Raw genomic sequence first — 16,497 nt, 5'->3', positions numbered from 1 at the left:
ATTCTTTAACGTTAAATCTATACTCGTAATTCCATCTGGTGTACCATCATCGCAAACCTCTAATGGTGTAGGATCGACTATGGCAGGAAGTGGGTTTACTATTAAATCAAAACTACCAACATTTGTACAATTAGTGGACGTATTTGTAACATTTACATAAACGGTTTGAGGGTTGCTTGTATTGTTATAAAGGTTTAGCAACGGATTCAAACCAGTTTCTGCATCAGCCTGAGTTTCATGGTAAGATACTGTTACTCCTGTTTGACCGTTAATGGCTTCAATATCTCTCGTTGACAAATCAAAGGTTTCAATTTCATCACCAGGTATGTTGATATCACATAATGAATAATCGGAAAGTACACCAACCGCTGGAATTGGGTTCACAAGTAATAATAATTCTACGGTATCAAAACAACCAGATATATCGTCGGTTAACCTGACTATCATAGTTTGAGCGTTAGGAGATATATTACTGTAGGGACTTGATTGCGCATTAACTCCTGTATCAGCCTCAGCTTGTGTCTCATGATAAGTGACTGTCATTCCAGTTTGGGCTCCAAGTATTTCAAGATTTTTATTTGTCAAGGTAAACATCCCAAACCCATCATTATCATCATCACAAATTTCCAAAGGAGTTGGAACAACAGGAACAGGAATTGGATTTACAATAAGATCTAAAGTTGTTGTATTGTAACAACCTGCATCTGTATTTGCTTCAACTCTGATATAAACTGTTTGGTTGTCTATAACAGTGTTAGTAAAAGGAATAGGTAATGGATTGGCATCATTATCAGCATCAGCCTGAGTTTCGTGATACGACACTGTCACTGTTGCTGCATCTAATCCACCTATAACTTCGGCATTTCTATCTGTTAGGGTAAACATGGCAAAGCCATCATTATTATCATCACACTCATTAATTGGTGTCACTGCCGTATTTATAGTAAGATCTGTAAAGACTAAATCGAAAGATGTAAGATCAAAACATTCCTGTGTGTTTTCAGCAATTCGAACGTGAATGGTTTGCGGATTAGAAACATTAGTATAAGGGCTGGCAAGAGGATTTACATTGTCTATAGCATCCTGCTCAGTTAAATGGTAAGTAATAACATAGTCATTAGGATCTTGAGCTCCCAAGACGTCATCATCATTATCGGTTAGAGTAAAATCACCTGTTCCTGAAAAACTACAAATAGATAGGTCAGGAGGCGTATTTGCTACTGCATTTGACTTAAACTCTACAAGAACTGAATCTGAAGCTTGACAAGAACCAGAAAAAATAACGTCAACCGAGTAAATTCCAGGTTCAGTAACATCAAGAGTAGAACCAGTTTCTCCTGGAATCACTGCACTATCAAGGTACCAAACGTGTGTAGCATTTGGAGCTTGGGTATCTAAAGTAATCGTTTCACCACCACATTCGGCAGTTCCTGCGGCAATTGTTATATCATCACCAAGATCACCACCTAAATTGAAACTTCCTGCTTTAATAAATACTCCAGAATCTAATGCTGTATCGGAAGCATCTGCTATTACGAGTTTAATTGTATAACTATCTCCTGGGATAACTGGTGATTGTGCTGTAAAGACAGCTGTTCTCCCATCAAAACTCATTGGTGGAAGGTTATTTCCAGTGTATCCACCAAAAAACTGTTCATTTATCGCAGGACAGCCTGGGTTGGCTGGGTGAATATTAGTAACTAAAATGGGTGTTGTCGTTCCAGGTAACACAGCCAAATTGGTTGTATTTCCCATCGAATCAGTCAGCAAAAAAGCAAAAGCATCAGAAAATGTACATTCAAAAGTACCTCCAGTGCTCCCGTTATATTCCTCAGAAGCCATTAAAAAGTCAAAACTTATACTATCAGCTAATGGCACAAAGTCAAATTGTATTATGGAGGCATTATTTGAGTTTATTCCTACCGCTGCATCTAATTCTGCATCACCAGGCCATCCAAAACCACCATCACTCAAAGCATTATTGTTAGGACCTCTCACTCTACTGGCGTCACCTGATGTCATTAAGAGACCATCAGTAAAAGGAAAAATACTTCCATCGTTTGCAAAGTAACCAATTCCGTTATCATCATTAAAATCAGTTCCCGTTGACCAAGTGATATTACTTACTTCAGCACAAGGACTATCAATAAGTACATCTGTGACTAATTCTTCAACAGTATAAGTATCTTGATCAACCACTATATTTTCACCAACAACAATGACGTCAATAACGCGTCCAAAAGAACAACCAATGGGATTAGCATCTGTTACTGTAAATGTTACCTGATAAGTTCCAGGTGCAGTATAGGTATGAGTTACAGATGTTCCCATTGCAGAATTCGAATCTCCAAAATTCCATTCGTAAGTAGCTCCAGTGCCATCTATTGAAAATGTAGAACTACCATTGAATTCTACCTGTTCGCCAAGTATAACTAGTATGTTTCCAGCTCCATTAGCTTCAGGAACAGTGCTATCTATGGTTGGAAAAATATTTTGACATGGAACAGCACAGACCAGTTCTGCCTCCCAACCAGTGGTTGTACCTGAACCATCACTGACAAATTCAAAAGTGATACAGCCACTTGTATTTGTATCTGACGCAATGATTGTTCCTGGACCTGCAACACCAGAATACGTTCCTATAACTGGTGCAGATGTACTATCTCCATCATAAACTGTAAGAACATCAACATTTAACTGAGTACTGAAATCAAGAAAATTTATATACATAAATTCTCCAGCATTTTCAGGACAAATTGTAGTCACCAACGTTTCATCGCTTGAATATGCTCCTCCAGGACCACCCGAGTCATAAAATAAATCTGGTGCGCATCTGGTAAATGTCCCATCCTGCATATTTAAGTCTTGCGAAAAGGCTTGAAATGAGAGAAATATAAAAAGAATGTAGAGCTTTTTCATAGCGGTTTAAAATGGTTTTAAACTTATTACAAACGCTCTTTATTCAACATCACTTAACGTGTCGAAATCTATAACTATGAAGGTCCCTTTTCGATTTAAAAAAGTCAATCAAAATGAAGTTACAGGTAGAGGTTTATTATAATAAGAGCGAAATTTAGTAAAAATTAAGTAATTCCTTATTCTAATTTATTTTAAAAATAACAGTTTAACACTAAAAAACCCTAACTCTCATTATCAGATAACTCCTATTTTTATCATTTATTTTAGATGAAATAATTAAATTTAAGCGTTATGATATTCTTAAAACATACATTTTGATTATTTAGTTGTTTATTTTTGCAAAAAAATAAGTTATGGACAACTATTCAATATCAATAAGAGAAACTACAAATCCAACAATATTAAAATTTGAAACTGATCGCTTTATAACTAAACATGAAAGTTTTGAATTCAATAACATAGATGAAGCTAAAACATCTCCGCTAGCTCAGCAACTATTCTATTTGCCTTTTGTAAAGAAAGTATATATATCAAGTAACTTCATTGCAGTTGAGCGTTTCAACATTGTTGAATGGAGTGATGTGCAGGATGAAGTTTCCGAACAAATAGAAGCTTATCTAAATTCGGGTGGTGTGGTTGTAACTTCTTCCGAAGGAAAAAAGAAAGTTCCTGTTACGGTTTATGCCGAAAGCACGCCAAACCCAAGTGTATTAAAGTTTGTTGCGAATAAAAAGCTGGTTACTCATTCACATGAGTTTACTTCAATAGACGATACTAAATTTGCGCCAATGGCTGCCGAATTGTTTCACTTTCCATTTGTAAAGAGTGTTTTTTTTGATGAAAACTTTGTATCCATTACTAAATTTGATGTTGCCGATTGGAATGAAATAACTCCAGAAATTAGAGAATTTATAAGGGTTTACATAGAAAATGGCAAAGAAATTATCAGTGCTAATGCTCCAAAAAGTATTGAAAAAAGCCAAACGTATTTGGATGAGCAATTTGAACAAAGAGATGACGTTTCAAAAGAAATCATTAATATTTTAGAAGAGTACGTTAAACCTGCTGTAGCTAGTGATGGTGGAAATATCGAATTTAAATCTTATGATGCTCAAGAGAAAAAAGTTAAAGTAATTCTTCAAGGAGCTTGTAGTGGATGTCCTTCATCGACGTTTACTTTAAAAAATGGTATAGAAAATATGCTGAAAGAAATGCTCAAAGACAAGGTGGAAACTGTTGAAGCTATAAATGGATAATTTTAACTTTTATCCTTTTTATCTTATTGTTTTTTTTATTATTATGGGTTGAAATCCAATACAAAAATTCACAATCATGAAAAATCATCAATTCAATCTATTATTTATTACATTGCTATGTTTCAATTTAGGCAGTGCCCAAAACCCCACGTTTACTCAACCAGCAGAGCGATATGTAGAAAGTTATGGTTCTGGACAGAATTTAGGTGCTATTGATACAGCTACAGAAATGGGATTTGGATCAAAAATCATGGTAGAAAAGATACGCGCTATTGGATCTCCTTACATTCATGACGATTATCAGCCAGTTAGAATTACTAATTACGAAAACCATATTTACTATTGCAGATATAATGCGCATAGTGGTGAAATGGAAGTTAAATTAGCTGAAGACAATATTATTGCACTTAATAATAACACGCCTTTTGAAATTGAATTTACAAGAACAGGCACAAAATACAAGACGTTTTCCTTTATAGATGAAACTAATACGCTTCAAAGAGGTTTTCTGGTTGTAGTACACGAAGATGAAAATTTTTCAGTTTTAAAGAAACAAGAGGTTCAGTATCATAAAGCTGCAGAATCCTACACGTCATATAACAGCAATAAACCTGCTAAATACAGACGTAAATCTGATGTCTACTATCTCTTGAATGGAGAAAAAATAACCAGTTTACCTTTAAAAGAGCGAAAAATTTTAAGTACTTATGAAGCGCATGAAAAAAAGATTAAAAAGTTCTTTAAGAGTAATAAATTGAATCCAAAAAAAGAAAAGGATTTAATTCTAATTGCTGAATACATCTCCTCAATAACTACTAAATAGTGTAAAACTAAATCAATTATCGATAATCGCAATTGGATACTAATTTCAATAATTATTAGTATCTTTAATGTTCTATTTATTAACAAATAAAATCTAATAAAATGGCAGTATTAAAAGTAATTGAGGTATTATCAAACTCTGATAAAAGTTGGGAAGATGCAACCAGAAAAGCTGTTAAGCAAGCTTCTAAAAGTGTAAAAAACATAAGGTCAGTCTATGTTCAGGATCAAAGCGCTATTGTAAAAGACGATGACGTCACAGAATTTAGAGTGAACGTAAAACTCACCTTTGAAGTCAAATAAATTAAACCTATTATCTGATAGCACTAAAATTGGCATGTTTATTGGAGCATTTATAAAAACACTAATTATGAAAAAATCACTTTTTTTTATGGTATTACTCACTGTAGTATCATTTAATGCTATTGCTCAGGATACCGCAAGACAAAATCTTACATCGCCTGGAATGGTGTATGCATTTGACATGAATGACAATAGTATTATTGGAACACCTTACATCATTGATAAATTTATGCCAGGTAAGATTTCAGCAGATAAAGAAGGTAAACTATATAGTTTGCGTTATAATGCTTTCAATGATGTTATCGAACTGAAGAAAAACGAAAATGAAGTTGAAGCTTTGAATAGAGACCTTGTTAACGTGACTATTACCTTCAGTAACTCAAATAAATCATATCGAGCTTACAACTACATTGATGCCAAAACAAAAAAAGGTAAAAGAGGCTATTTTGTTATAGCTAGTGATGTATCTCACAAAAAACCTTTATTGATTAAAGAGCGTGTTGTATTTATTGAGAAGCAAAAAGCTAAAAGTGGGTACGCAAAAACTAAGCCTGCTCAGTATAAAAGAAAAAGCGATCAATATTACACTTTAAATGAAAGTGGAATTGCTATTGAATTGTCTACGAAGAAAAAAGATTTAGCAAATTCATTTCCAGAACATTCAAAAGCTATATTAGATTATATCAAATCTAATAAAATCAAAACTTCAAAACAAGAAGATTTAGTTAAGTTAATGGATTACATTAACTCACTATAAGACAAATAGATTAAACTATAAACCCGAACGTTTAAATTTAAAATGTTCGGGTTTTTTATTAATATTACAATCTAAATAAAAACTAGAATATGGACATACAAAAATGGATTGATAAAGGTTATGACCTTATCGTAGATTTTGGACCAAGAGTATTAGCAGCTATTGCGATATGGATTGTTGGTTCAATTATTATTAAAAATGTATTGAAAGGAATCCGTAAGGTAATGACAAAAAGAGACTATGACGAAAGTCTCAAAAAATTCTTGTTAAACCTGTTAAGTTGGGCATTAAAAATTGTTCTTATAGTTGTAGTTTTGGGAACTGTAGGAATTGAAACAACATCATTTGCAGCTATTCTTGCAGCCGCAGGTCTGGCTATTGGACTGGCTTTACAAGGATCTCTTGCTAATTTTGCTGGTGGCGTACTTATCATGATCTTCAAACCTATTAAAATTGGTGATCTAATCGAAGCTCAAGGTGAATTAGGAGTTGTTAAAGAAATAGAAATCTTTACAACTAAACTTTTATCTCCAACAAACAAAGAGATTATTATTCCAAACGGAGTATTGTCTAATGGAAATATTGTAAACTATTCTTCGGAAGGAAAGCTTAGAGTTGATCTTACCTTTGGTGTTGGTTACGAATCTGATATCAAACAAACTAAAGAGGTATTGATGAATGTATTAACATCTAACCCTAAAGTACTAAAAGACCCAGCACCTTCTGTGAACGTATCTGAACTTGCAGATAGTTCTATTAATTTTGCTGTAAGACCCTGGTCTTCTGTTGCCGACTATTGGGATGTTTACTTTGAAACTCATGAAAATGTTAAGAATGCATTAGACGCTGCTGGTATAGAAATACCTTATCCACATGCAGTTGAAATCAAAAAAGAAGGCTAAGACGATTTAGGCTTTAAAGCAATAAAATCTTTCAAATAAAAAGGTTCAAAATAGGCGACATCTTCGATGTCGCTTTTTTTATACTTAGCGTATGCTAAAGCACTCATTTGATTAGCAGATGGTAATTTACCTTCTATAAAAATTGCATTAGAGTGATCTATAAGGTCTTTGGTCTTTTCAACACCATTGCCAATAAAATAAACTTTACCTTTTTTGAGATATTCAGAAAAAGAAGTTTCATCTAGTATTTGAGCTTCAATGGCTCTTAAAGGTTTGAGAGCACTGCTATAAATTGCCGAATAAACTTCTAATCGTCTTGCATCAAGCATTGGTATGATAACACCGTCTTGAGTATTAACTTGATGAGCTAAAGCCTCTAATGTAGAAACTGATATGAGAGGAATTTCAAGTGCATAGCTCAAGCCTTTTGCTGCAGATACGCCTATTCGAAGCCCTGTATAAGAACCTGGACCTTTACTTACTGCAATTGCATCAATATCTTCCTTTTTAATTTCAGCAGATGCAATAACTTTGTCAATAAAGACATGCAAAGATTCTGCGTGCGAATAATTACTATTATTATCCTCCTTTAAAATCAAAGTCTCTCCTTTTTTAGAAAGAGAGACTGAGCAATTAGTTGTTGATGTTTCTATACTTAATATAAGAGACATATATGAAATGTTTAGGAAAATTACTCTTCAGGAGTATCTACTTTCTCTTTATTTTTATCACCTTTCTTTTCAATTTTATCACCAGACTTCAACGTTTTTGAAACGATATTGTATGGCCCAGTAATAATCTCATCTCCCTCTTGTAATCCAGATGTAATTTCAATATTAGTATCGTCTTGAATTCCTGTTTTCACTACTCTTAATTTAGCCTCTCCACCACTACTAACAAAAACACATTCAAATTTCTCTTCATTTTCTGGCTTAATTTCGTCTGAAGCTGTTTTCTCAAAATCTTTCTTAACAGAAGAGGTGTCTGTTTTAATAACGATAGAACTAATAGGAACAGCAACTGTCTTATCCCTTTTATCTGTTATAATATCAACAGTAGCAGTCATACCAGGTCTAAAAGGCGAATAGTTTTCTGGCTTACCTTCCACTAAATCTTTATATGATTCTTCTAAAATTCTAACTTTTACTCTAAAATTAGTAACTTGATCTGCAGTTAATGTTCCCGCAGCTGAGTTAGCAATTTCGGTTACAATTCCTTTAAATTCTTTCTTTAAGTAGGCATCCACCTCAACAATTGTAGAGTCTCCAATTTGAACTTTAACAATATCATTCTCGTTAACATCTACTTCAACTTCCATGTTATTAAGGTTTGCTACTCTTAAAATTTCAGTACCTGCCATTTGTTGTGTTCCCACAACACGTTCTCCTAACTCCACATTGAGAAGAGATATGGTACCACTCATTGGTGCATAGATTGTAGTACGACCTAAATTATCTTTAGCTTCATTTACTGAAGCAGCAGCGCTTTGAACACTGTAATATGCAGAACTTTTAGATGCCTGAGCTGTTTCATAGGCTGCAATTGCACGATCCCAATCTGCTTTAGAAATCACACCTCTTTCAAAAAGTGACTTATTTCTATCATAGTTTGCCTTAGCCTCTTTGAGAGTTGCTTCAGCTTGTTCTAAACCGGCTCTTACATTTTGATAAGTTGCCTGAGATCTGTTTACTGCAGATTGAATTAGATCTGGATTAACACGAACTAAAAGATCTCCTTTTTTTACTTGTTGTCCCTCTTTAAATGGTAGCTCTAAAATTTCTCCAGAAACTTCGCTAGATATTTTAACCTCAACTTCTGGTTGAATTTTTCCAGTGGCCGAAACCGTTTCAATAATATCTACAAGAGCTACTTTTTTAACATCTACTTCTTTGAAATTGCCTTTTTTACCAAAGAGTCCCATTTTGCTTCCTACTACAAGAGCCAGAAGTACAAAAATGATAATTCCAATAATAATTTTTGTTCTTTTAGTCATGGTTTTAAAACTTTAATTCAGTTGCAGGAATTCCAAAATATAATTCAAGAACCTTTAACTTAAATATATAATCGTACTTAGCACGATTAACCTCAATTCTAGCATTATCATATCTTAGTTTAGATTGGCTAAAATCGAATGCATTTGTTAATCCAACATCATAACGCTCTTTTGCATAATCATAAGCTAATTGCTGAGACTCTAAAGCTAATTCTGCGGCTTCATATGATTTAAGAGATCCTTTTGCATCAACATAAGCCTGATAAACAGTTGATTCTAAATCTAATTCCGCTTGTTCTAACTGAAATTTGCTGCGTAATAAGCTTATTTCACTTCGTTTGATATTTCCTCGTGTTGAGAATCCATTAAAAATAGGGATATTTAACTGAAGTCCGTAACCAATTCCATCATTTTGGTATAATTGGTCAATAAAAGGATCTGCAGCTACTTCTTGTAAAATCGTATTTGGGAAATCTGCAACTACTGCTTGTCCAGTAGCCTCTACAACACCTATTTGTTGTGTAGATGAAGGGTTATCTGGATCTATTGTTTGAGAGAATGACGGTGTATTAGCAAATCGTGTATTGTAACCAAAAAATGCCGAGAGTGTTGGTAAGTTTGCTCCTTTAGCAATTTGAACATCCTTTTCTGCTAAGGCTACATTTTGCTCAGCAATTTTTATTTCTGATCGAGATTCTTTAGCCTGAGCCAATATTTCGGAAACATCTTTTTCAGCAATTCCAGCATCAATGATATCATAACCTTCATCTTCAATATCAAAATTCTCATAGTCCTTAATTAGTAATAATTGTGCTAAACTAATTAATGAAATTGTGACGTTATTTTCAGCATTAATAATGGATTGCTTTTCACTTGCATCTGTTGCTTGTATTTCAAGTAGATCACCTCTGGGAATTGAGCCCGCTTCTACTAATTGCTGTGTTCTTTCAATCTGTTCCTGAGTAACTTGATTTTGAGACTTTAGGACTTCCAAATTTGCTTTATTCAAAATAACCTGTAAATAACCATTAGCTACAAAAAGTGAAATATCGTCTTTCATTTTGTCTAATCGATACTGACTCGCCAATTTAGAAATTTTAGCACGTTGCAATGCTCTAACATTTCGTAAGCCATCAAATATGGTATATCCGACGTTTATATTTCCGCTAGCTGATAAAAATGTTGTTGTTTGTGCATTATTTGTTACTGGGTTAAAACTAAGTCCTGTGTTTTCTGAAACTCCAGCTCCAGCGTTTAAACTAGGAATAAAGTTACCAAGTGCATTAAGTCTTTCTACTTCTGTAACTTCAAGATCTAACTCACTTTGCTTTATTGAAATATTGTTTTCTAAAGCGTATTCAACACACTCTATAAGTGTCCATTTTTTGTTTTGTGCCTGTGAGCTTATTGTTACTAAAACAATTAATATGCTGACTATTTTTTTCATAATTAACTATATGTCTCTATAAATATACAAGTGTTACACTAAATGTTAAAATTATTGTTGAGCGTATTTGGGAATGCCTTGTATTTGATTCCAAACTTTGATTTTATCGTCTTTGGTGATACCGCTTTTTACCTCGACAAATATACCATCACTAATACCTAACTCTACATCTTTTCTTTCAAACTTCTGATCTCCAATTTCAACTTCAACAAAAGGTTTCTTTGTTTCATTATCATACTGAACAAGGGCTTCTTTTATGGCTAAAACATCTTCAGCTCTATCCAAAATAATAGATGCATTTGCACTTAATCCTGCTCTTATAAATGTTGAATCAATTGACTTTAAAGAGCCTTTTATTTCAAACTGAATAGCACCATTCTCAGCCACACCTTTTGGAGCAATATAATCTAGAATAGCATCAAACTTTTCATTTTCAATAGCTCCAACAGTTATTTCTAAAGGAAGTCCTTCTTTAATTTTTCCTACTTCACTCTCATCAACTTTTCCTTCAAAAATCATTTTTTTCACATCTGCAAGTGATGCAATTGAAGTACCTTCATTGAAATTATTAGCTTCAATAACCTGATTACCTTCTTTAACAGGAACATCTAAAACCATCCCAGAAACTGTTGCACGAACCTGAGTTTGAGCAGCACTCCCTAATCCGGAAGTCGTTCCTGTTTTAATAATATCATAGTTTTGACGTGCTTGTGTAACATCTATTCTAGCTTGTTCAACACGTTGTTTTGCTTGTAAAAAGGTATTGTTTACCTGATCAAATTCATTAGCAGCAATAACCCCTTTATCAAATAACTCCTTTTGACGATCATAAATAGCTTTTTGAGTTTTAAAGTTAATTTCGGCTGTTTGTAGAGCATTTCTATTTGACGCTATATTATTTTTTGCGCTGGTTAGGTTAGACACATTTGGTATTACTCTTATTTGAGCAATAAGATCTCCTTGCTTTACATATTCACCAGCTTCAATGAATACCTCTTCAATTACTCCTGAAATGTTTGGCTTAATTAATATTTCCTCTTTTGGAACTATACTGCCTGTAGCAACTGTTTTAACAACAATAGTCTTTTCTGTAGGAATTTCCGAAGTGTACGTCACAGGATCTTCTTGATTCTTTTTCCATAAGTAGTATAAGGCTGCTCCAAATACAACTACGATCAATATCAATAATATTACAGTTCTTGTTCTTTTCATGAGTTGATGATTATTTTAATTTTATTCTATTCTTAATGCGTCTACAGGCTTCATTTTGGTTGCTCTATTTGCTGGAATCAATCCGGCAAGTAAACCAGAAACCACTAATATGATCAAAGCGGTGAATACAACTTGCATACTCACACTAGGATTTGCAAAATTTTCTACAGGACCAACACTATCCAAAATACTATTCATGATCCAGATAACTAATGCAGCAAAGGAAACTCCTACCATTCCTGATAGTATAGTTAGTATTAAACTTTCCTGTAAGATTTGACCTTTTACCATCCATGGGGTAGCTCCTAAAGCTCGGCGTATCCCAATTTCTTTTGTTCGCTCTTTGACCACAATAAGCATAATATTATTTATACCTATTATACCTGAGGTCAATACCAGTATGCCAACAAAATAGCCTACAAAAGACAAAATAGAAAACAAACCACTAATGCGTTCAAACTGTTCTGATAAGTCAAAGTGTCCAATCGCACGCTCGTCTTCTGGATGTACTTTATGCCTTGATTTCATCAAATCAAATACTTGTTGTTTTATAGTGGTAATAGGAATACCATCTACTGCTGTTATGGCCATCCATCCTACGCTTTCACCTCTATTAAATGCTTGCCCGAATGTTGTAAAAGGAATATAAATCGTACTTGCATCTTGCTCTCCATCACCTTGGCTATTGCTCATTTTAAAGGTACCAACCACTAAAAAATTTACTCCATTAATCTTTATATAGGTTCCAAGTGCTTCTTCTCCTTTATCATAAAGTCCTTTCAATACACCTGTTCCAATTACGCATATTTTACGCTTAGCTTCAATATCAGAATAACTAATAAAGCGACCTTGGAGAATATCCATAGGCTGCTGTTTGATATATTCTGGGTAGTCACCATAAATCTCAAATGCACCTGTTCTGGTTCCTCTAATAACATTATTTGCACCTCTAAAACCTCCTAATTGATTTCTTGGAGATACATATTTTAAGTTTGGAATCTCTGATTTTATTGCAGCAACATCTCCTATCTTATAGTTGAAATAGCGGCCTTTAGGCAGGCCTTTATAGGGTTTAGATGTTCCTTGGGTCCACATAAACATAGAGTTGGTAGCAAAATCACCGAAATCGGCAGTAACACCATTTTTTAGACCATTGGTCAACGCTAGCAGTAACACTAAAATTGTTATACCCCAAAACACACCAAAAGCGGTTAGAAAGGTTCTAACTTTATTAGCATTTAATGCTTCTAGTATCTCATTCCAACGATCTCTACTAAACATATTACTCGTCTCTTAGTGCTACAATAGGTTTAATTTTTGCTGCTCTATAGGCTGGAATAAATCCGGCTAAAGCACCCGCAGTAACTAATAAAAACACAGTAGTTAAAGCTATACTAAAGTCAACCTGAGGATATTTTATAAAATCATTTTCAATTGTTGGCCCAAAAAGTTCCAAGAGTCCCAAGCCAAAAATCAATCCAAATAAACCTGCAAACATGGTTACAAAAACTGCTTCTTGCAAAATCATACCAACAATAGACATTGGCAAAGCACCTAAGGCTTTTCTAATTCCAATTTCTTTGGTACGTTCTTTAACTATGATAAGCATAATATTTCCAACACCCACTATTCCTGCAATTATGGTTCCAATACCAACAAACCAGAAAACAGCCTGAATTGTAGCAATTAGCGAATATATCTTTTGTGCCTCTTCGAGTGTGTTGTTTACTCTTACAGCGCTTAGATCATCGGGAGCAACTGTATGGATTTCTTTAAGTGTGCTTTCAATGCCTTCTGATATGGCAGTAGACATTGCAACCGCTTCATCAAAGTTATCAGCCATTTTCACCGTAAAGCCCATATTTCTTATATTCTCTCCAGCATTAAATACTTTTTGAGCTGTAGATACAGGAATGTAAACCTGACTTTCCTCACGATCTCCACCTGGATCAAAATAAACACCAATAACCTTAAAATTCATTCCGAAGATTTGAATATTCTTATCGATAGGATCTTCTCCTTTAAAAAGATCGGTTTTCATTTTATTTCCAATAACAGCAACTTTTTTTGTGCTTTCAATATCAGACTGGCTTATAAATCTTCCAGATCCCATATCGGCATTTTCGATAAATTGATTATCAGGCAAAGTCCCTCGAACCCTGTAGTTTCCAGTTTCGTTATTATAGGATACGTTTCCTCCCCAAATGTTATAATCTTTAGTTCTGTATTCTAGGTAATCATCAAATTCATTTTCAATAGCTTCAAAACTGGAGTTTTTAAGTTGAACATATCGACCTGGATTTAATCCCTTGTATTCCTTTGTTGTTACTCCTGTCCAAACCGAAATCTCATTAGTTGCATCTTGTTCAAATTGTGATTTCACACCATTTTCAATGCCTTTACTAAAACCAAGGAGTACAACCAATATAAATATTCCAGAAGCTACGGAGAGTCCTGTTAAAAACGTACGCAATTTATTTTTGCTCAACGTTTCAAATATTTCCTGCCAACGTTCAAGATCAAACATATTGTGAGGCTCTTACTTGTTCTACTTTACTATCATCAATGATCACTCCATCTTTCAAATTCACTATGCGTTTGGTCATTTGAGCTATATCATGTTCGTGAGTAACAACTAAGATGGTTCTCCCTTCATCATTAATGCCTTGAATAAGCTCCATAACTTCATAGGAAGTTTTGGTATCTAAGGCTCCTGTAGGTTCATCTGCTAATAGAACTTTAGGATCACTGGCTAGAGCTCTGGCAATAGCTACACGCTGCTTTTGTCCACCAGATAACTCACTTGGTAAATGGTGAGACCATTGACTTAGTCCAACTTTTTCAAGGTAATGCATGGCACGTTCGTTACGCTCTTTACGTTTTACACCTTTATAGTATAACGGCATAGATACGTTATCTAATGCGCTTTTGTAATTGATAAGATTAAAAGATTGAAAAATAAACCCAAGAAATTCATTTCTGTACTTGGCTGCTATTTTTTCGTTTAAGTTTTTGATTGGAACGTTATCAAGAATATAACTTCCACTATCTGCCTCATCTAACATACCAAGAATATTGAGTAATGTTGATTTACCAGATCCTGATGAGCCCATTATAGATACGAGTTCACCCTCTTGCACATCAAAATTGATACCTTTTAAAACGTGAAGCGAATTGCTTCCCATATGATAAGATTTGTGTAAATCTTTGATTTGAATCATAGCATGGATGGTTAATTCACACAAAACTAAATAAATCCAATGCTGGATTATGCTAAGTATTTGTTAAGAATTAGATTTTGATTGATATTTATAAGACGTATAAATATCATTATTGTTACACTATGAGGTTATTTTTATGCTGTTTCTTTTTTACTACGGAAATATTTCCAGTAAATCATAAAACCAATACCTGCAACCAAAATATATGGTATAGTCATCAAATACATAATCCCATCGTTAACACCTTCAGCCGAAGACTGCCCTTCTTCGCTTTCCAGAACAGCTCTACACATAGCGCATTGTGCATTAGTTTGAATGACAAACAGAACTGAAAAAATAAAAAAAATAAGACTGCGTTTCATGCTTTATGAGTAATAAGGTGAAATCATTAAATAAACAACTACACCAGTAATAGCAACATACAACCAAATTGGAAAAGTAATTCGAGCAATCTTCTTATGTCGCTCAAAATTATTAGTAATGGCTCTCACATAGGTAATAAGAACAAATGGGATTACCACAATTGACAATAAAATATGAGTTAATAAAATAAAATAATAGACATATTTCACAGCCCCTTCTCCGCCAAACTTTGTGGATTCACTAGTCATATGATAAGCCACATACATAGCGAGAAAAGCCACAGATAATGCTATGGCAAACTTCATCAAATTTTCATGCAACTTTATCTTTTTATTTTTAATTGCCCATAGAGCAATTATTAATATTAAGGCTGTAATGGCATTTATAGTAGCATAGATAGGAGGCAAAAAAGATAAGGGTTCTACATTAGGTATTTTAACCGTAAATAAAGCAGCTACAACTAACGGAATGGCAATAGATAAAACCACAATCCATTTATTATATTTTTTTTCTTCGGAAGTATTCTCAATTGAACTCATTTACTGGTATTTCTCTTTTAAAAGTTTAGCAATATCTTGTTTTAACATACTTATTTCTTCAGTTTCACCATCATCATCTACTTTTTCTTCTTCACTAATGATGCCTTTGTAGAATATTTTTGGATTTCCGAAGTTATCTTTTCTTGATCTCATAAAACCATTTTTATCAATAAGCGCAAAGTTTCCTGAATGCTCAAAACCACCATCTACTTCAGGGTTTTCACCTGCATAGATATTGAATCCAACGTTAGCTAAGGCATAAATTGCTTCTTGGTCTCCAGTCATTAAATGCCAATTTGGATTTGTAATTCCATAGGTTTCAGCATAGGTCTTTAAAACCTCTTGAGTATCATACTCAGGGTTAATAGTGAATGAAGCCACTCCGAAATCTTCAAAATCGGAAAATGTGTTTTGAATTTGTACTAAGTTTCTATTCATTCTCGGACAAATAGTTGGACAGGTTGTGAAGAAAAACTCAACCACATATACTTTGCCTTCATAATCTTTATTTGTTATTGTTTTTCCATCTTGATTTACAAAAGAAAACTGCGGCACTTTTTTTGGCGTTCCATTGATTTCCAAAAACATAAGGTCTGAGACATAGTCGTCAGCATTTTTGGAGACATCCTCACTTCTACTTTCTGTTCTCGAAATATCTTCTCCTTTTATTCTATCAACAATTCTTGGAATGAATATAATTCCAAAAACCAATAGAGTTAAAGCGATACCTATATATGAATAATTGGTCTTTTTAGTGCTCATA

General features: G+C 33.9%; 16 protein-coding genes. 5 read left to right on the top strand and 11 right to left on the bottom strand.

Annotated features, from left to right (window positions below):
• Positions 1 to 2,919: choice-of-anchor L domain-containing protein (locus tag Q0951_RS02470; RefSeq protein WP_299333827.1), on the bottom strand; the 2,919-nt coding region annotated here is incomplete at its 3' end.
• Positions 2,920 to 3,272: 353 nt separating this feature from the next.
• Between Q0951_RS02470 and Q0951_RS02465 the strand changes: the two genes are divergently transcribed.
• The 5 genes from Q0951_RS02465 to Q0951_RS02445 all read left to right on the top strand — a co-directional run bounded on the left by Q0951_RS02465 (position 3,273) and on the right by Q0951_RS02445 (position 6,959).
• A complete protein-coding gene (locus Q0951_RS02465) occupies positions 3,273 to 4,175 on the top strand; it encodes a NifU family protein (protein WP_299333824.1) in 903 nt (300 codons plus the stop codon).
• Positions 4,176 to 4,251: 76 nt separating this feature from the next.
• Positions 4,252 to 4,998, top strand: a complete 747-nt coding sequence (locus Q0951_RS02460) for a hypothetical protein (protein WP_299333821.1) — start codon at positions 4,252 to 4,254, stop codon at positions 4,996 to 4,998.
• A 101-nt stretch (positions 4,999 to 5,099) separates the two neighbouring features.
• A complete protein-coding gene (locus Q0951_RS02455; protein WP_299333818.1) occupies positions 5,100 to 5,300 on the top strand; it encodes a dodecin family protein in 201 nt (66 codons plus the stop codon).
• A gap of 67 nt (positions 5,301 to 5,367) precedes the next feature.
• The gene (locus Q0951_RS02450) at positions 5,368 to 6,057 is read left to right on the top strand and encodes a hypothetical protein (RefSeq protein WP_299333816.1); all 690 of its coding nucleotides are present in this window, start codon (positions 5,368 to 5,370) and stop codon (positions 6,055 to 6,057) included.
• Positions 6,058 to 6,146: 89 nt separating this feature from the next.
• Complete coding sequence (locus Q0951_RS02445; protein ID WP_299333813.1) at positions 6,147 to 6,959, top strand: mechanosensitive ion channel domain-containing protein; 813 nt, start codon at positions 6,147 to 6,149, stop codon at positions 6,957 to 6,959.
• On the opposite strand, the gene tsaB is transcribed toward Q0951_RS02445, so the two are convergent.
• The 10 genes from tsaB to Q0951_RS02395 form a co-directional block, all read right to left on the bottom strand.
• Positions 6,956 to 7,630 carry a tRNA (adenosine(37)-N6)-threonylcarbamoyltransferase complex dimerization subunit type 1 TsaB gene (gene tsaB, locus Q0951_RS02440; protein ID WP_299333810.1) on the bottom strand — a complete coding sequence of 225 codons (675 nt, stop codon included), beginning with the start codon at positions 7,628 to 7,630 and terminating at the stop codon, positions 6,956 to 6,958. The genes Q0951_RS02445 and tsaB overlap by 4 nt on opposite strands.
• A gap of 20 nt (positions 7,631 to 7,650) precedes the next feature.
• Positions 7,651 to 8,952 carry an efflux RND transporter periplasmic adaptor subunit gene (locus tag Q0951_RS02435; protein WP_299333807.1) on the bottom strand — a complete coding sequence of 434 codons (1,302 nt, stop codon included), beginning with the start codon at positions 8,950 to 8,952 and terminating at the stop codon, positions 7,651 to 7,653.
• 4 nt (positions 8,953 to 8,956) lie between these two features.
• A complete protein-coding gene (locus Q0951_RS02430; protein ID WP_299333804.1) occupies positions 8,957 to 10,399 on the bottom strand; it encodes a TolC family protein in 1,443 nt (480 codons plus the stop codon).
• Positions 10,400 to 10,450: 51 nt separating this feature from the next.
• Positions 10,451 to 11,611: an efflux RND transporter periplasmic adaptor subunit gene (locus tag Q0951_RS02425; protein ID WP_299333801.1), complete on the bottom strand. Its 1,161-nt coding sequence runs from the start codon at positions 11,609 to 11,611 to the stop codon at positions 10,451 to 10,453.
• Positions 11,612 to 11,632: 21 nt separating this feature from the next.
• Positions 11,633 to 12,892: an ABC transporter permease gene (locus Q0951_RS02420; RefSeq protein ID WP_299333799.1), complete on the bottom strand. Its 1,260-nt coding sequence runs from the start codon at positions 12,890 to 12,892 to the stop codon at positions 11,633 to 11,635.
• 1 nt (position 12,893) lies between these two features.
• Positions 12,894 to 14,138, bottom strand: coding sequence for an ABC transporter permease (locus Q0951_RS02415; RefSeq protein WP_299333797.1), 1,245 nt, complete (start codon positions 14,136 to 14,138; stop codon positions 12,894 to 12,896).
• Positions 14,131 to 14,832 carry an ABC transporter ATP-binding protein gene (locus Q0951_RS02410; RefSeq protein ID WP_299333795.1) on the bottom strand — a complete coding sequence of 234 codons (702 nt, stop codon included), beginning with the start codon at positions 14,830 to 14,832 and terminating at the stop codon, positions 14,131 to 14,133. The genes Q0951_RS02415 and Q0951_RS02410 overlap by 8 nt, the downstream gene beginning before the upstream one ends.
• A gap of 134 nt (positions 14,833 to 14,966) precedes the next feature.
• Positions 14,967 to 15,194 (bottom strand): hypothetical protein, encoded by a 228-nt coding sequence (locus Q0951_RS02405; RefSeq protein WP_299333792.1) that lies wholly within the window; start codon positions 15,192 to 15,194, stop codon positions 14,967 to 14,969.
• A 3-nt stretch (positions 15,195 to 15,197) separates the two neighbouring features.
• Entirely contained in the window at positions 15,198 to 15,734 is a 537-nt protein-coding gene (locus tag Q0951_RS02400; protein WP_299333790.1) for a DUF420 domain-containing protein, read from the bottom strand.
• Positions 15,735 to 16,496 carry an SCO family protein gene (locus tag Q0951_RS02395; protein ID WP_299333788.1) on the bottom strand — a complete coding sequence of 254 codons (762 nt, stop codon included), beginning with the start codon at positions 16,494 to 16,496 and terminating at the stop codon, positions 15,735 to 15,737.
• Position 16,497 lies beyond the last annotated feature (1 nt).

The organism is uncultured Psychroserpens sp., assembly GCF_947501425.1.
Classification (GTDB): domain Bacteria; phylum Bacteroidota; class Bacteroidia; order Flavobacteriales; family Flavobacteriaceae; genus Psychroserpens.
The sequence above is the reverse complement of the archived record's forward strand: the minus strand, read 5'-3'. Positions and strand labels throughout refer to the sequence as shown.

Excerpts from the sequence above, each read along its gene's own strand:
- Q0951_RS02395 (WP_299333788.1), bottom strand. The coding sequence starts at position 16,496 with ATGAGCACTAAAAAGACCAATTATTCATATATAGGTATCGCTTTAACT.
- Q0951_RS02460 (WP_299333821.1), top strand. The coding sequence starts at position 4,252 with ATGAAAAATCATCAATTCAATCTATTATTTATTACATTGCTATGTTTC.
- Q0951_RS02465 (WP_299333824.1), top strand. The coding sequence starts at position 3,273 with ATGGACAACTATTCAATATCAATAAGAGAAACTACAAATCCAACAATA.
- Q0951_RS02410 (WP_299333795.1), bottom strand. The coding sequence starts at position 14,832 with ATGATTCAAATCAAAGATTTACACAAATCTTATCATATGGGAAGCAAT.
- Q0951_RS02400 (WP_299333790.1), bottom strand. The coding sequence starts at position 15,734 with ATGAGTTCAATTGAGAATACTTCCGAAGAAAAAAAATATAATAAATGG.
- Q0951_RS02450 (WP_299333816.1), top strand. The coding sequence starts at position 5,368 with ATGAAAAAATCACTTTTTTTTATGGTATTACTCACTGTAGTATCATTT.
- Q0951_RS02425 (WP_299333801.1), bottom strand. The coding sequence starts at position 11,611 with ATGAAAAGAACAAGAACTGTAATATTATTGATATTGATCGTAGTTGTA.
- Q0951_RS02445 (WP_299333813.1), top strand. The coding sequence starts at position 6,147 with ATGGACATACAAAAATGGATTGATAAAGGTTATGACCTTATCGTAGAT.
- Q0951_RS02455 (WP_299333818.1), top strand. The coding sequence starts at position 5,100 with ATGGCAGTATTAAAAGTAATTGAGGTATTATCAAACTCTGATAAAAGT.
- tsaB (WP_299333810.1), bottom strand. The coding sequence starts at position 7,630 with ATGTCTCTTATATTAAGTATAGAAACATCAACAACTAATTGCTCAGTC.
- Q0951_RS02435 (WP_299333807.1), bottom strand. The coding sequence starts at position 8,952 with ATGACTAAAAGAACAAAAATTATTATTGGAATTATCATTTTTGTACTT.
- Q0951_RS02405 (WP_299333792.1), bottom strand. The coding sequence starts at position 15,194 with ATGAAACGCAGTCTTATTTTTTTTATTTTTTCAGTTCTGTTTGTCATT.
- Q0951_RS02430 (WP_299333804.1), bottom strand. The coding sequence starts at position 10,399 with ATGAAAAAAATAGTCAGCATATTAATTGTTTTAGTAACAATAAGCTCA.
- Q0951_RS02420 (WP_299333799.1), bottom strand. The coding sequence starts at position 12,892 with ATGTTTAGTAGAGATCGTTGGAATGAGATACTAGAAGCATTAAATGCT.
- Q0951_RS02415 (WP_299333797.1), bottom strand. The coding sequence starts at position 14,138 with ATGTTTGATCTTGAACGTTGGCAGGAAATATTTGAAACGTTGAGCAAA.